The sequence below is a fragment of the Arthrobacter sp. H41 genome, assembly GCF_000520535.1.
In the GTDB taxonomy this organism is placed as follows: domain Bacteria; phylum Actinomycetota; class Actinomycetes; order Actinomycetales; family Micrococcaceae; genus Arthrobacter_D.
On sequence record NZ_KI914778.1, the window covers coordinates 50,592 to 68,564 of the forward strand.

General features: G+C 66.3%; 14 protein-coding genes, 1 tRNA gene and 1 pseudogene. 4 read left to right on the forward strand and 12 right to left on the reverse strand.

Features of this window, described 5'->3' with window-relative positions; translation table 11 throughout:
• The 5 genes and pseudogenes from Y705_RS17645 to Y705_RS0105335 form a co-directional block, all read right to left on the reverse strand.
• Window positions 1-193, reverse strand: a pseudogene (locus Y705_RS17645) (glycosyltransferase); the annotation flags it as partial.
• Window positions 194-252: 59 nt separating this feature from the next.
• A complete protein-coding gene (locus tag Y705_RS0105320; protein ID WP_026532100.1) occupies window positions 253-1,128 on the reverse strand; it encodes a DMT family transporter in 876 nt (291 codons plus the stop codon).
• A complete protein-coding gene (locus tag Y705_RS0105325) occupies window positions 1,129-1,764 on the reverse strand; it encodes a CDP-alcohol phosphatidyltransferase family protein (RefSeq protein WP_081737820.1) in 636 nt (211 codons plus the stop codon).
• Window positions 1,765-1,805: 41 nt separating this feature from the next.
• On the reverse strand, window positions 1,806-2,630 hold the full coding sequence (locus Y705_RS0105330; protein ID WP_026532102.1) for a phage holin family protein: 825 nt from the start codon (window positions 2,628-2,630) through the stop codon (window positions 1,806-1,808).
• Between the two features lie 162 nt (window positions 2,631-2,792).
• Window positions 2,793-4,226, reverse strand: a complete 1,434-nt coding sequence (locus tag Y705_RS0105335; protein WP_026532103.1) for a sugar porter family MFS transporter — start codon at window positions 4,224-4,226, stop codon at window positions 2,793-2,795.
• A gap of 214 nt (window positions 4,227-4,440) precedes the next feature.
• Between Y705_RS0105335 and Y705_RS0105340 the strand changes: the two genes are divergently transcribed.
• The gene (locus tag Y705_RS0105340; protein WP_049822335.1) at window positions 4,441-5,616 is read left to right on the forward strand and encodes a multidrug effflux MFS transporter; all 1,176 of its coding nucleotides are present in this window, start codon (window positions 4,441-4,443) and stop codon (window positions 5,614-5,616) included.
• Window positions 5,617-5,749: 133 nt separating this feature from the next.
• Here Y705_RS0105340 and Y705_RS0105345 read toward each other — a convergent pair whose 3' ends face one another.
• Both Y705_RS0105345 and Y705_RS0105350 read right to left on the reverse strand, forming a co-directional pair.
• Window positions 5,750-7,222 (reverse strand): SDR family oxidoreductase, encoded by a 1,473-nt coding sequence (locus tag Y705_RS0105345; protein ID WP_026532105.1) that lies wholly within the window; start codon window positions 7,220-7,222, stop codon window positions 5,750-5,752.
• 108 nt (window positions 7,223-7,330) lie between these two features.
• Window positions 7,331-7,403, reverse strand: a tRNA-Asn gene (locus tag Y705_RS0105350).
• Window positions 7,404-7,613: 210 nt separating this feature from the next.
• On the opposite strand from Y705_RS0105350, the gene Y705_RS0105355 reads away from it, so the two are divergent.
• Complete coding sequence (locus tag Y705_RS0105355) at window positions 7,614-7,940, forward strand: GYD domain-containing protein (RefSeq protein ID WP_026532106.1); 327 nt, start codon at window positions 7,614-7,616, stop codon at window positions 7,938-7,940.
• A gap of 34 nt (window positions 7,941-7,974) precedes the next feature.
• Here Y705_RS0105355 and dnaG read toward each other — a convergent pair whose 3' ends face one another.
• From dnaG to dusB, 3 genes are all read right to left on the reverse strand, one after another.
• Complete coding sequence (gene dnaG / locus Y705_RS0105360) at window positions 7,975-9,894, reverse strand: DNA primase (protein WP_026532107.1); 1,920 nt, start codon at window positions 9,892-9,894, stop codon at window positions 7,975-7,977.
• A gap of 105 nt (window positions 9,895-9,999) precedes the next feature.
• Complete coding sequence (locus Y705_RS0105365) at window positions 10,000-11,283, reverse strand: deoxyguanosinetriphosphate triphosphohydrolase (RefSeq protein ID WP_026532108.1); 1,284 nt, start codon at window positions 11,281-11,283, stop codon at window positions 10,000-10,002.
• Between the two features lie 39 nt (window positions 11,284-11,322).
• Entirely contained in the window at window positions 11,323-12,513 is a 1,191-nt protein-coding gene (gene dusB, locus Y705_RS0105370) for a tRNA dihydrouridine synthase DusB (RefSeq protein ID WP_026532109.1), read from the reverse strand.
• Window positions 12,514-12,743: 230 nt separating this feature from the next.
• On the opposite strand from dusB, the gene Y705_RS0105375 reads away from it, so the two are divergent.
• The gene (locus tag Y705_RS0105375; RefSeq protein WP_026532110.1) at window positions 12,744-13,559 is read left to right on the forward strand and encodes a lysophospholipid acyltransferase family protein; all 816 of its coding nucleotides are present in this window, start codon (window positions 12,744-12,746) and stop codon (window positions 13,557-13,559) included.
• A gap of 90 nt (window positions 13,560-13,649) precedes the next feature.
• Here the strand turns inward: Y705_RS0105375 and Y705_RS0105380 are convergent, their stop codons facing one another.
• Both Y705_RS0105380 and Y705_RS0105385 read right to left on the reverse strand, forming a co-directional pair.
• Entirely contained in the window at window positions 13,650-14,558 is a 909-nt protein-coding gene (locus tag Y705_RS0105380) for a GNAT family N-acetyltransferase (protein WP_026532111.1), read from the reverse strand.
• Window positions 14,558-15,946 (reverse strand): glycine--tRNA ligase, encoded by a 1,389-nt coding sequence (locus Y705_RS0105385; protein ID WP_026532112.1) that lies wholly within the window; start codon window positions 15,944-15,946, stop codon window positions 14,558-14,560. The genes Y705_RS0105380 and Y705_RS0105385 overlap by 1 nt, the downstream gene beginning before the upstream one ends.
• Window positions 15,947-16,285: 339 nt before the next feature.
• On the opposite strand from Y705_RS0105385, the gene Y705_RS0105390 reads away from it, so the two are divergent.
• Window positions 16,286-17,911, forward strand: coding sequence for a M28 family peptidase (locus Y705_RS0105390; RefSeq protein WP_049822318.1), 1,626 nt, complete (start codon window positions 16,286-16,288; stop codon window positions 17,909-17,911).
• The last annotated feature ends 62 nt before the right edge of the window (window positions 17,912-17,973 follow it).

Below are 17,973 nucleotides of genomic sequence, written 5' to 3' on the forward strand. Positions count from 1 at the left end.
TCCACTCACCGCCTGGTTCGGTGTGGCTCCTGCCGTTTTCGGTATTCGGAGCAAGTACGTGCACCTCATGGCCGCGCCCCGTCATACCCTTGGCCAACCGGTAGCCGAACTGCGCTGCCCCGTTGACGTTCGGCGGATAGGTGTCCGCAGCGATCAGGATGGTCAGTGGCTTGTTTCCAGCCGGGTGATTCACTCGGGGATCCCCTACATAGGTCTGTCGAAAGTGGCGGGCAGGTGCCGGCGTCGGTGTTCCTAGCGCTGCCGTCTCACCACGTCCGGGTGGTGGCGCGACAACGCGATGACTCCAACGATAGCAATCAACGCCGCCGAGGCCATGCCCACAGCGGCAATCGTCTCCACGTCGGGCTGCAGTTCGCCCAGGATGGTGATTCCCACGGCAATGCCGACGAGCGGGTCGATGACCGTGAGTCCGGCGATCACCAGGTCGGGCGGGCCTGTGGCGTAGGAGCTCTGGACGAACCAGATCCCGAGGCCCACGGCGGCGAGGAACGCGATCGCCGTGTACAGCGGGACATTCAGCAGGAACCGGCCGTTCGGATCCAGCAGGTGCGTCGTGATGATCTTGGTGAGGACCGCCACGAATCCGAAGAGCACGCCCGCTCCGAGAATGTAGGCGAAGGCGTTGAGCCTGCGCTTTCCGAGCACGGCAAGGGTGCCGAAAAGGACGACGGCGAGCACCAGCAGCAGGACCACGACAAGTTCCTGACCGACTGCGACCGAATGGTTCTGCTGCGTGACGTTGACCGCGAGGAGAACGAACAGGGCACTGCCGAAGACACAGGCCGTGATGGCGGCGATCGTTGCCCGGTTGATCCGGATACCCTGGTCCTTCGAATTCACGACAGTGGTGATCACCAGCGCGATCGCGCCGATGGGCTGCACCACCGTCAGCGGCGCCAGCGCCAGCGCCACCACGTTGAGCGCCGTGCCTGTGCCCAACAGGACGAGACCGAGAACCCACCGGGGGTGGCGCAGGAGCCGCAGGAAGCCGGCCGCGTTGAGGTCCAGGCCGCCCGTGTGCGCCCGGACGGCGCTTCCTTGCCGCTGGGCGCCGAAGGCGAGGAAAACCGCACCCGCCAGTGCCAGCACGATCGCCAGGAAGGCCATTCAGCCGGCGGTACCGTCGATGCGCCCCTGGCGACGCTTCTGACGGCGGTATTGCCTATGGGCCGCCGTGAAATAGCCGTAGAAGGCGAGGAGGTGCCCAACACATCCCAGAATGAGAAGGGCATGCGCGGAGAGGAAGATCCAGGATTGTTCGTACCCCGGCACGCGGTGCAGGAGGAGCAGGGGCAAACCCACGAGCAGCAGCGCGGTGCGGATCTTGCCGATGTTCGATACCGGCAGGTGATTCGGGCCCCGGAAGAGGATGAGCATGTTCAGGATCAGGATCACGTCGGGAACGACGATGAGCCAGACAAGCCACGCGGGGGCAATCCCGTTCACCACGAAGGTGACGGCCACAACGATCAGTGCCGTCCGGTCCGCTACGGGATCCAGCCACTTCCCCACAGTCGAGACCTGGTCGAACCGGCGGGCCAGGTACCCGTCGATCCAGTCGGTGGAGCCGAGAATCACCAGTGTTCCCACGGCAGGGCCGTACTCCTGGCGCACGACGAACCACACGAACAGCGGCACACCGAGAAAGCGGACGATCGTCACGATGTTCGGCAGGGTCCACGCTGTTGCCAGTACCCTGTTCTGCGCTCCAGGCCGCGTTCCCGCGCCGATAAATCGAATCACCAATGCCTCCCCTTCCCATTATGCAGGCACGGGGCCGGTCGCTATTTGGAGAGCAGGCGCCTCAGCAGGACCACCAGGGTGGCCACCGAGCCGGCGAGCACGCTCAGCGGCTTCCAGCGGTCGGCGAGCGAGATGTTGTGGGGAACTTCCTTCTCCACGGCGACGGCGGCAACCCTTCCGCTGCCGGCGTGGCCGCCCTGGCTCGCAGCTCGGGCCGCCTTTGCTTCCTTCTTGGCCTTCGCATCGTTCTTGGCCTTTTCGAAGCGGGCCTTGACGTCCACCCGGCTTCCGAGGGAGTCCCGGGCTTCCGCGATGTGGGTCCGACGCTCGCCGGAACGTCCACGCAGCTCTTCGTACGACGGCGTGGGTTCCTTCGGCGCGGAGTCCCGGGCGTCGTCGTCGTTCTTGTCCTGCTTCGGCTTCTTGACGTCGAGAACCGCCGGATCGAAGCTCCGGCCTTCCTTCAGAACGCCGAGGTCGTAGCGGACGCCGCGGATCGCCTCTTCCGGAAGCAGAGGCAGCGCCTTCTTGAACCGCGAAACACCGATGAGGCCGAGAATGGCGGCGCTGAGGAGGAAGACGGCAGCAACCACGAGCGCGGCAAGCCACGGCGGCAGGACCTCCGCGAGCCCCAGGATCGCCGCCACGATGAGTGCGACGGCGAAGAAGAGGACGAAGATCAGCGCTATGACGAGGAACGCGGCTGCGACTCCCGCTTTGATCCCCTTCTGCTTCATCTGCTCCAGGGCCAGCGAGAACTCGTCGCTGACCTGCCGCGGGGTGAGCCGCGCGAGGATTTTGATGATCCCAAAGAGGGAAAGCGATCCCGTGGACCGCCTGCCGCGTGTGCTAGCCGAGCTGCTCATGCGCCCCGCCTCCATTCCTGTTCGAAGTAACCATTACGACCTTGACCCTAAAATTACCACCGGAGCGCCAATCGCCCATTGCCGGTGTTTTTCCCGCGAAGTTCGTCGGTATCTAGGCTATGGGGCCATTTCGCAGTGACTCCCCAGCCGAATTGCATATCCTCAGCGGGCGATGAGATCGGTATTGTCCTCGAGGTCGTGCCCGCTGTACTCCTTGAGCTTCCCTTTCACGAAGAAGAAGGACAGGACGGCGAAGACGGTGAAAGCCGCATACATGGTCCAGAGCCCCAGGTTGACACTGACCCAGGGGAAAGTCAGCGTCACGATGAAGTTGAAGACCCAGTTCACCATCGTGGCGACACCGAGCGCGATGGAACGGATCCGGTTGGGGAACATCTCACCGAGCGTCACCCACATCACCGGCCCCCAGGTCGCAGCGAAGAAGATGACGAAGAGGTTCGCGCCCACGAGGGCCGTGGGGCCCCAGACGCCCGAGAGTGAAATGTTGTCGCCCGAACCGCTCGCCTGGGAAAAGGCGATCGTCGCCGCCAGCAAACCCACGGTCATGCCGACCGAGCCCGTCAGGAGGAGCTTGCGGCGACCGATCCGGTCCACGAAGAAGATGGCCACGAAGGTCATGGCGACGTTGATGATCGAGGTGATGACCGACGTCGTGAAGGAATCGCTCTCACTGAATCCCACCGACTGCCAGAGGGTTGTCGAGTAGTAGAAGATCGCATTGATCCCGACGAGCTGCTGGAGCGCGGCGATTGCCATCCCGACCCACAGGATGGGCTGGAGTCCGAGAACCGGCCCCCGCAGGTCCCGGTAACCCGCCTTGTTCTCCTGCTCGAAGCTGTCCCGGATCTGGGCGGTTTTGACGTCGGTGTCCCGGACGCCGCTCACCCGCGACAGCACGCGCGCCGCTTCGCCGTCGCGCCCCTGCCGGATGAGGTACTGCGGCGACTCCGGAATGATCAGGGCAAGGACACCGTAGACGACGGCGGGAATGACGCCGACGAGGAGCATCCAGCGCCACGCGCTGAGTCCCCACCACAACTCCTCACCGGCGCCACCGGCGGCACTGGCCAGCGACGCGTCCGAGAGGAGGGCAGCGAAGATGCCGACGGTGATGGCGAGCTGCTGCACCGAGGCCAGCCCGCCACGCCACTTGGAGGGGGCGATCTCGGCGATGTAGCCGGGAACGATGACCGATGCGATGCCGATGGCGAGGCCGCCGACGAGGCGCCAGGCCATCAGGTCCCACTCGGAGAACGCGTACGCCGAGCCGGCCGAGTTGACCGCGAACAGGATAGCTGCGATGACCATGACGGTCTTGCGTCCGTACTTGTCGGCCAGCCCGCCGGCGAACCAGGCCCCTGCCGCACAGCCGAGCAGGGTGATCGCCACAGTGAATCCGAGGACCGATGCGCTGAGGCCGAATTCTGCCTGGATGGAATCGACCGCTCCGTTGATCACTGCCGTGTCGAACCCGAACAGGAGCCCGCCGACGGCCGCGGCCACACTGATCGCTATGACCCGGGCGAGGTGGCGGGGCGAAGTATTGCCCTCCGGCGCCGCGTCCTGGTTGCTCATCGATATTCCGTCCTTCGGTTTGCGGTCCAGTTCACCCTACGTCAGCAGAACGGGCGTCCAGCAGGGATGCACTTCCACGGAGCCCTAAGATGAGGAGTGCGTTGATTCGCCCCGGCAACTACTGCGCCCGTTCCGCGCCCACCACCATGTTTCGATAGGCAGACCCTTGATTCCCCTCACCCACCCAGGCGATGCACTCACACGGCGCGAGAAGATGATCTACATCGCGACCCTTGGAGCGCTGACAGCACTGGGTCCCTTCACCATCGACCTGTACCTGCCGGCGTTTCCTGCACTTCAGAGCGATCTTGGAATCTCCGAGGCCGCTACGCAGTTGACCCTGACCGGGACGATCGTCGGATTCGCGGCCGGCCAGCTGGTCGTTGGACCTCTCAGCGACAAGATCGGCCGCCGGATTCCCCTGATCCTTGCGACCTCGCTCCATGTGGCGGCCTCCATCGGCGCCGCCTCCTCCGACGACATCACCTCGCTCATGATCTTCCGCGTCCTCCAGGGGATCGGGGCAGCCGGCGGTGGAGTGGTGGCGATGGCCATGGTGCGGGATCTCTTCAGCGGGCACGCCCTGGTGAGGAACCTCTCCTACATGGCGCTCGTGAACGGCATGGCACCCATCTTCGCCCCGGTCATCGGCTCCCAGCTGCTGCTGGTGACGGCATGGCCGGGCATCTTCTGGTTCCTTGCAGGCTACGGACTGCTGGTCGTCATTGCGGTGTCGGTGTTCATCATCGAGACTCTTCCTGCCGAGCGGCGTAAAAGCTCCGGTTCCACCGCCCTCCAGCGATACCGGGCGGTGCTGAGTGACCGCGTCTTCATCGGAGTGCTGCTGGTGGGCGGCATGAATTTCGCCGGCCTGTTCTCCTACCTCTCGGCATCGCCGTTCCTCTTCCAGGACCTGTACGACCTGAACGAGCAGCAATACGGACTCCTCTTCGCGGTGAACTCCCTCGGAGTGGTCGGCGGACTACAGGTCAGCTCGCGGGTGCTTCGGCGTATCGGCCCTCAATGGGTCATGGCCTACGCGACGGCGGTCATGCTGGCCATGTCCACAATGATCATCGTCTTCGACCAGTTCGGGTTCGGCATCCTCGGAACCGCCATCCCGCTGTGGTTCTACATCCTGGCCGCGGGGTTCATGTTCCCATGCGTCCAGGTGCTCGCACTGATCAACCATGGCGCGCAGGCAGGAACCGCGGCGTCCCTGCTCGGCGCCGTGACCTTCGGTCTCGCGGGAGTGGTTTCGCCGCTGGTGGGAGTGCTGGGCATCGAGTCCGCAACACCCATGGCCGCCGTCATGGCAGGGTGCATCGCCCTGGCGGTCGTGTTCCTGTGGACCGTGATTCGGCCGAGGACCGTACCTCCGCTGCAGTAGCGGCTGATCCCCCGTATCCAATGGTCGCGGCGTTCGGGGTGCACGCGGGACGAGGACCACGCCGGACGAGCACCACGCGACGCCGCTGGTGGGAGCGCCGGCCCGAAGAACCTGCGCAGCTTCCCTGGAACCGCTACGGCATCGCTTCGGCCGTCTTCGCGATATTGCGCGCCATCGATTTGAAGATGAAGCCGTGGAACGGCAGCACAGCGAACCAGTACAGCCGTCCGGAAAGGCCCTGGGGGAAGAACACGGCACGCTGGCGGTAGGCGCTTCCGGAACCGTCCGCAAGAACGGCGAATTCCAGCCACGCCCGCCCGGGCACCTTCATCTCGGCACGCAGCCGCAGGCGTTCCCCGCGGACGATCTCCTCGACGCGCCAGAAGTCGAGGGCCTCGCCCGTGAGCAGCTCCCGAGCGTCCCGTCGGCCTCGTCGCAGCCCTACTCCCCCGGCGAGTTTGTCCATCCAGCCCCGCGCGGCCCAGCCAACGGGCCAGGAGTACCAGCCGTTCTCGCCGCCGATCCCCTCGACGACGCTCCACAGCTTCTCGGGTGACGCCGACGAGCTGTAGGTCTGCAGATCGGTGAAGACCGTATGCCCCGCCCATTGTGGATCCGAGGGCAGCGGATCGGCGGCGGCGTCGAGCTGTGAGGCTCCCGCCCAGCTTGTTTCGACCTCACCACCACGCATTTTTCCCAGCGCGAGGTCCACGGCCCGGCGGTAGCCGGTGGGGCCACCTTCGGGGAGGGGCAGGTAGTCGTCGATATCGTGTTCGGCGGCGATGGCGTCATGCTGCAGCGACTCGATCAGCGGCATCGCCATGGCGCGGGGAATGGGCGTCACCAGATTGACCCAGTGGCCCGCCAGCCGCGGGGTGAGGACAGGCAGCGCGAGGATCCTGCGCCGCGGCAGTCCTGCGGCCTCCGCGTACTGGTTCATCATCTCGGCATAGGTGAGCACCTCACGGGAGCCGAGGTCGAACGTCCGATTGAGGTTCGACGGCAGGTCGAGCGCTCCCACGAGATAGTGGATGACGTCGCGGACCGCGATGGGCTCGATGCGGTTGAGTACCCACTTGGGTGCGGGCATGACGGGCAGGACGTCGGAGAGGTGCCGGATCATCTCGAAGGAGGCCGATCCGGAGCCGATCACGACGCCGGCCTGGTAGGCGATGGTGGGGGTGCCGGAATCGAGGAGGATCCGGCCGACCTGGGTCCGGGAACGCATGTGGGTCGACAGTGTCACGCCGTCGGGGTGGAGCCCGCCGAGATACACGATCCGGGAGACGCACGCCTCGGTGGCGGCCTCGGAGACCGTTCCGGCGATCTCACTTTCACGCACGTCGAAATTTTTTCCCGAACCCATTGAATGCACCAGATAGTAGAGGGTCTCCACACCCTCGCAGGCCTGGCGCATGGTCTCCCGATCCTGCAGGTCCCCCTCGACGAGATCGACGTCGTTCGCCCACGGAACGTCCTTGAGTTTCTGTGGCGAGCGGACGACGACGCGCACGCGGTGACCCTCTGCCACCAGCTTGGTCACGAGCCTGCCGCCGAGGTAACCAGTGGCGCCGGTGACAAGGATGAGCGCACCGTTCTTTTCCATGGCCCCAGCCTACGCCCGTCCTCCGACAGTACCGGCCGTCCCTGACCGGTGCGCCAGGGCAGAAAAAAGCCCCTGACCAGCGGAAACGCTGGTCAGGGGCTCAGGTTGCTCCTCCGACTGGACTTGAACCAGTAACCCTTCGATTAACAGTCGAATGCTCTGCCAATTGAGCTACGGAGGAAAGCGGCAGGATCAACTCTACATACGATCAGCGGCGTTGTGAAATTGGCCGGTTGCTCGCTTTCGGCAGGACCGAGGATGCCGCCAGAGACTGCCCCGGAAGCGGCGACGGCGGCCCCTGCACATCCATGGCCATCGGGTCTTTTCTTCCCGCGCACACCTAGACTTTAAGCGGGGTCAGCGCTGAACCGGTAACGGAAAGGACAGGACGATGCCGCTTTACCTCTCGAAGTTCAGCTACACGCCGGAGACGTGGGCTCGGTTGATCAGTAATCCCGAGGATCGCGGAAAAGCCGCCCAGTCCTATATTGAATCAGTGGGCGGGAAGCTCCACGGCTTCTGGTACGCGTTCGGTGCCCACGACGGCTTCACCCTCTGGGAGGCTCCCGATAACGTGTCGATGGCGGCGGTTGCGCTGGCGATCAGCGGCGGCGGCGCGCTCAGCTCGCTCGAGACCACAGTGCTCCTCACCGTCGATGAAGCGATGGACGCGATGCGGCAGGCCGGTCAGGTCGGGTACCAGCGCCCCGGCGCCTGATCGGGTCCCGCCGCTCCGCCCGGGGCAGGAATTCCTAGTCGGAGCGGAGCAGCCGCCGCTGCGTTTCGAGCTCCATCAGGTCCCGCTGCAGCTGGTTGTAGAGGACCGGGTCAGCGGCAGGATCCATGCGCTGCAGCTGCCCCAGCTTCTCGGCCTTCTGCTGCGTGATGCGAAGCTCGAAAAGCCTGTTCACGATGTCGCGGCAATACAGTGCGAGCGCGTCCTCGGCCTTCGAGGGTAACGGGGTGACCGCTAGTTCGGTGACGAAACCCCGCAGTACTTCGGGCACTTCCTGCCGAACCCGTTCCACCCATTGGGCCGGATCCGTTCCGCCGCTGCCTGCTGCCTGCACCGCATCCCGCAGCGTTGCGTACACCGGCGCGGAGAAGTTCGCCTCCGCCAGCCGTCCCCAATGGACGGGCTCGAGGAGGTTCGGGTATTGGAGCGCCACCTCCAGTGCCTCACGTTCCATCCGCCCGATCGGATCCCGCGGATCGGGGCGGGAGAACTGGGTCCCGGAGGGCGCGGCTTCCTGCCCGTCCGTCCTGCCCCTGGACTGGTCCTCCGTCTGCGCCCCTTTCGCGCGCCCCGGGGAGGACCCGGCACCATCGCGCCGGGCCGCCGCCGACACCGCCCGTGCCACCTGGTCCTCCCCCACGAACTGCATCCCGAGCCAGCGCGAGAGTTCACGGGTATACGTGGACCGCAGCGACACGTCGCGGATCTGCGCCACGATCGGTGCCGCATGCCGGAGGGCCTTGACCTGGCCTTCGCCGGTGGAGAGGTCGAAGTTCCCGAAGGACGCCTTGATCGCGAACTCGAACAGCGGCCGCCGGTCCGCAATGAGGGAACGGACGGCGTCGTCGCCCTGTCTCTGGCGCAGGTCACACGGATCGGCACCCCCGGGTTCCACCGCGACATAGGTCTGGGCGTTGAATCGTTGGTCCTCCTCGAAGGCCCGCAGGGCGGCCTTCTGGCCGGCGGCGTCGCCGTCGAACGTGAACACCACCTCGCCTCCCGTGCCGTCGTCGGACAGCAGCCGGCGAGCAATCTTGATGTGGTCGGCGCCGAAAGCGGTGCCGCAGGTCGCGACGGCGGTGCCGACACCCGCCAGGTGGCAGGCCATGACGTCGGTGTAGCCTTCCACCACCACGAGCTGGCGGGTCTTCGCGATCTCCCGCTTGGCGAGGTCGATACCGTACAGTACCTGCGACTTCTTGTAGAGCTGCGTCTCGGGAGTGTTGAGGTACTTCGGCCCCTGGTCCTCCTCGTGCAACTTCCGGGCTCCGAATCCGACGGTGTCGCCGGTGATGTCCCGGATCGGCCAGATGAGGCGTCCACGGAAACGGTCGTAGAGGCGGGAGGCGTTGTTCGAGGCGACGCTGAACATGCCGGTGAGTTTGAGTTCATCGAGGGTGAAGCCGCGGCCGGTGAGGTGGGTGAGGAGCCCGTCCCAACCCTGGGGCGCGTAGCCCACGCCGAAGAGCGCCGCAGCGTCCCGGTCGAACCCGCGCTCCTGAAGGAACTGCCGGCCCGCAGCGGCACCCTGGGTGGTCAACTGCTCCCGGTAGAACTCGGCGGCGATCTTGTGCGCATCGAGCAGTCGCTGGCGCTTGCCGACGTCCTCGCGCCTCGGCCCGGAACCGCCGTCCTCGTAGTGCAGTTCGAAGCCCAACCGCGCGGCGAGCTTTTCGACGGTCTCGGTGAAGGAGGTGTGGTCGAGCTTCTGGACGAACGAGATCACGTCGCCGCCCTCGCCGCATCCGAAGCAGTGGTAGGAGCCCATCTGCGGGCGCACGTGGAAGGACGGGGAACGCTCGTCGTGGAACGGGCAGAGGCCCTTGAAGGAGCCCACTCCGGCCGATTTCAGCGTGACGTAGCCGTCGACGACTTCCTTGATATCGGTGCGCTGGCGGACCTCATCGATGTCTTCGCGCTTGATGAGTCCGGCCATGAAAACAGTCTATGCTTCCCCTGCACCGGCGCCCGACCGCCCGTGGATCGTGTGAACGCCCCTGGAAAATGTGAACAAGGGTGCAGCCAGGGAAACGGCGACGCTCTACCAGAGCGCGGGAACCGGCCCGACGATGCGTTCGTGGAGGCCCAGCGCCGAGCCGTCGGTCAGCGAGGCCACCTGGTCCACGATGACGCGCAGCCGGGCATCGTCGTTCACGGCGCCACGCCAGTCGGCAGCGAAGGCCGGCTCGAGGTAACGATCACCTTCAGCGTGCATCTGGGCCACGAGTGAGGTCAGGATCTCGCGCTGCCGTTCGTAGAGGGGCTGCCGCTGGTCCGTGGTCATCACGTAGGTGGTGGCCAGCCCCTTCATGACGGCGATCTCGAGGGCTGTGTCTTCCGGCACCACCATCTCGGCGGAATAGCGGGTCAGCGGATCGGTCCCGTAGATGCCGCGGGTGGCCTCGAGTGCGCTCAGGCAGAACCGGCCGATCAGCTGGCTCGTCATGTTCTTCAGGGCGGCCATCGACCGCCGCGCACCGTCCGCTTCCCTCACCCAAACCGGGGTCTTCTCGAGGCGGGCAAGGGCCGCATCGACGGCGGCGGGGTCGCTTCTGGGGAGGTACCACTGCTGCGTGTACCCGACCACGCGGGCCCTCGCGTCCGGGCTGTCCATCCACTTCAGTTGCAGGTGCCCGGCGACAATGGCGTCCTCGACGTCGTGCACGGAGTAGGAGATGTCATCGGCGAGGTCCATGACCTGCGCCTCGAGGCAGGACCGACCCTCGGGAGCGCCGGTGCGCAGCCAATCGAACACCGGGAGGTCATCCTCGTAAGCCCCGAACTTGGAGGTCCGGTGGGAGTTGATGACGGGAGCGGTGGCGGCGGTCCACGGATATTTGCAGGCGGCGTCGAGGCTCGCCCTGGTCAGGTTCAGCCCGGCAGGCGTGCCATCGTCGCCGATGATCTTCGGCTCGAGGCGCGTCAGCAGACGCAGGGTCTGGGCGTTGCCCTCGAAGCCCCCGATGCCGTGGGCGATATCGTTCAGGGCCGCCTCCCCGTTGTGGCCGAACGGAGGGTGGCCGAGGTCATGCGCCAGGCACGCGGCGTCGACGATGTCCGGATCGCACCCCAGTGCCCGCCCCAGCTCGCGGCCCACCTGGGCCACTTCGAGGGAGTGCGTCAACCGGGTGCGCACGAAGTCGTCCGTATCCGGAGCCACGACCTGCGTCTTGGCGCCGAGCCGGCGGAGCGCCGACGAGTGCAGCACCCGCGCGCGGTCGCGCTCGAAGTCGGAGCGGTGCGAGCTCTTGGGAGGCTCGCGAACCCACCGCTGCATGTCCTCGGCGAGGTAGCCCGCCGTCGGGGGCGGGTGCGGAAAACTCATGGTTGCTTCCTGCCTTGAAGTGTCGGGTGCGGTACGTGTTCAGCCACCTGAGACGTCCAGTTCAGCTGCGGCGATGTCGGCCTGCTGGGCTGAATTCAGCACCCGGCCGTCCAGCCAGTGCTCGGGCAACGAGGTCCTCTTCGGGGACCCGGCGCGCCCCCGCGGTCCCTCGGCGTCGGGGCCGGGATAGGGCGAGTTTTCGTCCAGCTCATCGAGGAGACCGCGCAGCACCTCGAGCGTCGGGACGGCCGCGAGCTTCGCACGGAGTTCGCCACCCACCACGTACCCCTTGAAATACCAGGCCATGTGCTTGCGGATGTCGCGCAGGCCCATCATCTCGCTGTCGAACGTCTCGACAAGGAGCTCTGCGTGCCGGTACACGGTCTCGGCCACCTGGCCGAGGCCCGGCCGATGGCGTTCGGTGTTCCCCTCGAAGGCGTTCATCAGATCACCGAAGAGCCAGGGCCTGCCCTGGCACCCGCGCCCGATCACGACGCCGTCGACTCCGGTCTGCTGCACCATGCGCACTGCGTCCTCGGCGCTCCAGATGTCGCCGTTGCCCAGCACCGGAATGTCCGGAAGGGCGTTCCGGAGTTCTGCGATGGCGTTCCAGTCGGCCTTGCCCGAGTAGAACTGCGACGCCGTCCGGCCATGGAGCGCGACGGCGGCAACACCGCTGTCGCGAGCGATCTTGCCTGCCTCCCGGAAGGTCAGGTGGTCCTCGTCAATGCCCTTGCGCATCTTGATGGTGAGCGGGATGCCGCCCTTCGACGCTTCCCGGACCGCCGTCTGGACGATACCGGTGAAGAGGTCGAGCTTCCAGGGAAGGGCTGCTCCCCCGCCCTTCCTCGTGACTTTGGGAACCGGGCAGCCGAAATTGAGGTCGATGTGGTCCGCGTGGTCCTCCTCCACCAGGATGCGTACCGCCGCACCGACGGTCACGGGGTCGACGCCGTAGAGCTGCACCGAGCGCACGCGTTCGTCGTCGTCGTGGGAGATGATGCGCAGCGACTCGGGGCTGCGCTCCACGAGTGCGCGTGAGGTCACCATCTCCGACACGTACAGTCCGCCGCCGTACTCACGGCACAACCGGCGGAACGCACGGTTGGTGATGCCGGCCATGGGCGCGAGGATCACCGGGGTGTCCACCGTGATGGCGCCGAGCTTCAGCGGCGGGAGGTCGAGCCGGAGTGCAGGCTCTCCACCCTCGGGGGCGGAAGGAGGATCCATGGCGGGAGCAGTGGCCGGGGCAGGCCGTGTCGATACAGCAGTCACCCCTCCATTGTCGCAAGGCCGGGCAAATCGAGGGCGGCTGTTCGCTCCCCGGGGAGGTGGTGCGGCGACGGGCCGGAAGGAAGCCGTGTACCGCACCCCGCGTCCAGCGGAGGGGAAGTCGTGATAAGAGTGAGGATCAAGCGCCGGCGGATCTCCCACCGGCCCGAGCATCAAGGTGCGTGGACATGGCGTGGAAGCCGAAGCAGGACGACCGCCTGTACCGTTTCGTGGTCAACACCGGGCTGCTGGTCCGGGGCCTGCTGCAGTTGCGGATCCGGACCACCGGCACGGAGAACCTGCCTGCACCCGATCCACTGAACGGCCGCTCGCGGCGCGCGGTCCCCGGGAAGGGGGCGGTGGTGGCGATCACCCACTTCGGGTATCTCGATTTCGCCTTCGCGGAGTTGGTCCTCTGGCGCCATGCCCGGATCCAGGCACGGTACCTGATCACCAAGCGGGTTGCGTCACTGTGGTTCGTGGGGCCCTTCGTCTACGGTCTGGGCCACGTGGTCACGGACCGGCGGGCCGGTGCCGACGCCTACGCCGATGCGCTGGAGAAACTGAGGGCCGGCGAGTACGTCGCGATCCTCCCCGAGGCCGGTGTCTCGCGCAGCTACACCGTGCGCGGACTCAAGACCGGCCCGGTACGTCTTGCGGCCGAGGCCGGTGTTCCCGTGATCCCGGTATCGGTGTGGGGAGCACACCGGCTGCTCACCCGCGGCCACGGATTCTCCCTTCGGAAGGCGTGGCGCGCACCGGTGAGGGTGCACGTCGGCGAACCGATCCGGCACAGCGAGGGAGTCGACGTGGCCGTGGAGACCGAGAAGCTTCGCGAAGCACTCCAGGAGGGCATCGAGCAGTGCATCGGCGATTTCGCGGTGACACCGGAGCCGGGAGCCTGGTGGCAGCCGGCCCACCTCGGCGGAGGGGCCATGACCGAGGAAGAGCGCGCCGCGGCTGACGCATTCGATCTCAGCGCGGGCCGCCACAGCCGGGGTTGAGCGCTATTCCAGCGGGGTACCGTCGTTGTGGTCCGTCCCGGCGCATTCCCGAACCACGGTCGGGCCGCGGTCCCGCTCGTCGAGGCCGGCCTAGTCCAGCGCGATGACGTGCGCCTCGGCGTCGGCCGTCGCGGCACCTCCGGCCAGCAGCGGCTCGAGGACCCGTACCAGTGCCGCCATCGAATCGTCCACCTCGAGCTGCACGGGGAACTGGTGCACCAGCATCGCGATCATCGTGGCCACTGCGGCTTCCTGCTCGGACTGCTTCAGCCCGGTGTCATAGCCCAGCAGGACGTCGGCCGGGCCGTCGGTGCGGGCCTGGGTGTAGCTCACGGCGAAAGCCGCGATGGTGCCGCCGTCGGCCAGGGGCCGGTCGCGCAGGACGATCGCGCCCGCGGCGCCGCTGGTGTCGGAGAGCAGCAGCTGCTGGGCACGCCCGAGGGTCAGATCGGCGGGGTCCCAGCCGTGGACCGCTGTGTAGAAGTCGGCGACGGCGCGGGTGAGTTCCACGGACCCGGTCGCCGCTTCCTCGAGCTGGGGCCCGGAGGCGTCGTCGAACGCGGGAGCGGCAAGCGCCCCGGGACCGACTACCACAACGCGCGAACGCTGGATCGTCGAGAAACCCACGGCCTCCGCGAAGAGGGCGCCGGTGGTGCCCGGCTGCACCTTGCTACGTAGCGCAGTCATGCCCGACGGCGACGCCGCAGCCTCGTGGCGCAGCATGGTCAGCAGGGTGGAGCCGACGCCCGCGCGGCGGTGATCGGCAGCCACTTCGACGTAGCACCAGAGGCGCTCGGGGTGCAGTGCGGACTCGTAGACGCAGCCGGCGGCAACCGGCACCCCCTGGTCCAGCACGGTGATGCAGCGGTTCCAGGGCGATTCCGCCGCGGGCCTGAATGAACCGCGGAACTGCTCCGACGGCGCCGATTCCGGGCCGCCCCAGAGTTGGAGGAGCTCGAGGTCGTCGCCGTCCTGCCAGGCCCGGTATTCGAGGGCCATCAGGAGCCGATCAACCGTGCCGCGAGGTAGCCCTGTACCCCGTCGAGGGCAACGCGTTCCTGCGCCATGCTGTCGCGTTCGCGGATGGTCACGGCCTGGTCCTCAAGCGTGTCGAAGTCCACGGTGATGCAGAACGGCGTGCCGATCTCGTCCTGGCGCCGGTACCTGCGGCCGATCGCGCCGGCGTCGTCGAAGTCGATGTTCCAGTTCCGCCGTAGTTCGGCTGCAAGGTCCTTCGCCTTGGGCGAGAGGTCCTCGTTGCGGCTGAGGGGAAGCACCGCCGCCTTCACCGGGGCGAGGCGCGGATCGAGCCGCAGCACGGTGCGCTTGTCCACGCCGCCCTTCGAATTGGGGGCCTCGTCCTCCGTGTAGGCGTCGACGAGGAACGCCATGAAGGAGCGCGTCAGACCGGCGGCCGGTTCGATGACGTACGGGGTGTAGCGCTCGTTGGTGGCCTGGTTGAAGTACCCGAGGTCGGTTCCGGAGTGCTTCGAATGGGTCGAGAGGTCGAAGTCGGTCCGGTTCGCAATGCCCTCCAGCTCGCCCCACTCAGAGCCCGAGAAACCGAAGCGGTATTCGATGTCCGTGGTGCCCTTGGAGTAGTGGCTGAGCTTCTCGAGCGGATGGACGAAGAGGCGCAGGTTGTCGGGCTTGATCCCGAGCTGCGTGTACCACTCGAAGCGGGCGTTGATCCAGTACTCATGCCATTCCTCGTCGGTCCCCGGTTCGACGAAGAATTCCATCTCCATCTGCTCGAACTCACGCGTGCGGAAGATGAAGTTTCCCGGGGTGATTTCGTTGCGGAAGCTCTTGCCGATCTGGCCGATGCCGAACGGCGGCTTCTTGCGGGCGGTGGTGAGGACGTTGTTGAAATTGGTGAAGATGCCCTGTGCCGTTTCGGGGCGCAGGTAATGCATGCCCTCCTCACTCGCGACGGGGCCGAGGTAGGTCTTCAGGAGACCGGAGAATTCCTGCGGCTCGGTCCACTGTCCCTTTGTTCCGCAGTTGGCGCACGCGATGTCCTTCAGCCCGTTCTCGGGAGCCCTGCCCTTCTTCTCCTCGAACTCCTCCTCGAGGTGATCGGCGCGGTATCGCTTGTGGCAGCTCAGGCATTCGACGAGCGGGTCGCTGAAGACCTCGACGTGGCCTGAGGCCTCCCACACCTGGCGGGGAAGGATCACCGCGGAATCCAGTCCGACGACGTCGTCGCGCCCGCGCACCACCGACTGCCACCACTGGCGCTTGATGTTCTCCTTCAGCTCCGCACCGAGCGGCCCGTAGTCCCAGGCCGAGCGCGATCCGCCGTAGATCTCCCCTGACTGGAAGACGAAACCCCTCCGCTTGGCGAGGGAGATGATCGGATCGAGCGCTGATTTCGCTGCTGCCATGGGGTTACTGCTCCGGCTTCCGCAGGCCGCTGGGTGCGGTCCGCTGGTTGGGCGCGCTGGAAACCCTTCGGGTCATCCACGCGGGAAAGTACGTACACCGCCAGCCTACCGGCAGCAACCCGGGCCGGCCGAGCGCAGCCGCCGCGGCAGGACACGCTCCCTTCCGCAGGAATTTCGCAGATTTGTCGCAGGTGTTCCGCATTCTTTCCCTATACCGACCCCGAGCGTTGACCACCCGGCTCCTGCTTCCTATGGTTGGGTGGCGCCGTGACGTGACCCACATCACAGGCGCGTTCTGTGTCTGCAACAGCAGGCCTCCTCGCGAACAAAGGAAACATCGTGACCCCAAACGATCTACACCCGCGTGCACGCATTGCAAAGGCGGGCCTGGCACTTGCCGGCGGCCTGGCCCTCGTGGCATCGGGCGGACTTGCAGCCAACGCAGGCCCGACCCATGAGAACAGCACCAACAACACCACCCAGAAACTGCGGACGGCAGTGTCCGTGGAAAACGTCGTCGGACACCTGGACGCCCTCGACACCATCGCCGAAGCCAACGGAAATACCCGCGCATCCGGAACCAAGGGGTACTCGGAGTCGGTCGACTACATCGTCGGCAAACTGAAGGCCGCGGGCTACTCCCCCACCATCCAGACCTTCCAGTTCCCCTTCTACGCCCAGTTGAGTGACCCGGTCCTCACTCAGACAAGCCCGGAGGCCAGAACGTATGGAGCCAGCGACTTCGCCACCATGACCTACTCCGGATCGGGGGGAGGTTCCGGCACCATCACCACGGTCGACACCACTGGAGCGGCGAGCGCCGCGAACACCAGCGGCTGCGAGACTTCCGACTTCGCCGCGTTCGCCCCTGGCTCGATTGCGCTGGTGCAGCGTGGCACCTGTCCGTTCTCGCAGAAGGCCGCCAATGCCGAGGCCGCGGGAGCCACGGCCGTCATCATCTTCAACACTGGGGTCGGCGCCAATACCGGTCCTATCGCTGGAACGCTCGGCGCGCCCGACGTGGTCTCGATCCCCGTGCTCGGCGCCAGCTTCGAAGCGGGAAATTCGCTCATCGGCGACGCCGTGGCCGGACAGGTGACAGCAGACACCATCTCCGAATTCCGGGAGACCTCCAACGTCCTCGCCGAGACCGCCTCGGGTAATCCCGACAACGTGGTGATGGTCGGTGCCCACCTGGACAGCGTGGTCGCAGGACCGGGCATCAATGACAACGGAAGCGGTAGCGCGGCGATCCTCGCCGTCGCCGAGAGCATGCAGAAGGTGAAGACCACCAATCAGGTGCGTTTCGCCTGGTGGGGCGCAGAGGAACTGGGCCTGCTCGGAGCCGAGCACTACGTGGCAGACCTCGTGGAGAATGGGGGCCTCGACAAGGTGGGGCTCTACCTGAACTTCGACATGATCGGCTCGACGAACTTCGGTCGGTTCGTGTACGACGGCGACAACTCCGCCTTCGCGGTAGGGCCGAACGCCGCCGAGGGCCCTGCGGGGTCGGGCCAGATCGAACAGGACTTCCACGACTACTTCGCTTCGGCCGGGCTTGCCTCGGGTGAGACGGCGTTCAGCGGACGAAGCGACTACGGACCCTTCATTGCCGAAGGAGTTCCTGCCGGTGGCCTGTTCACCGGAGCCGAGGGCATCAAGACCGACGAGCAGGCGGCACTCTTCGGTGGAACGGCCGGCGCTCCGTACGACGCCTGCTACCACATCGCCTGCGACGACGGAACGAACCTGAGCATCGACGCTCTGGACCAGATGAGCGACGCCGTTGCCCACCTGACCCTCACCTACGCCATGAACACGGTGGGAGTGAACGGCGCCGGGACGGCGAAGGGCAACTTCAAGCAGAAGGACAGTTTCGAGGGCAACCCCCTGGGTGGCGGCACGGAGAGCGGTGGCGGGCTCCACCCGGAGCACGATCACGATTCCGAACTGGCTGACCGCTAGCCGGTAACATGGATCGCCGATAGGCGATCAGCGATAGCACCCACGCGTGGGGCGGGACCTTC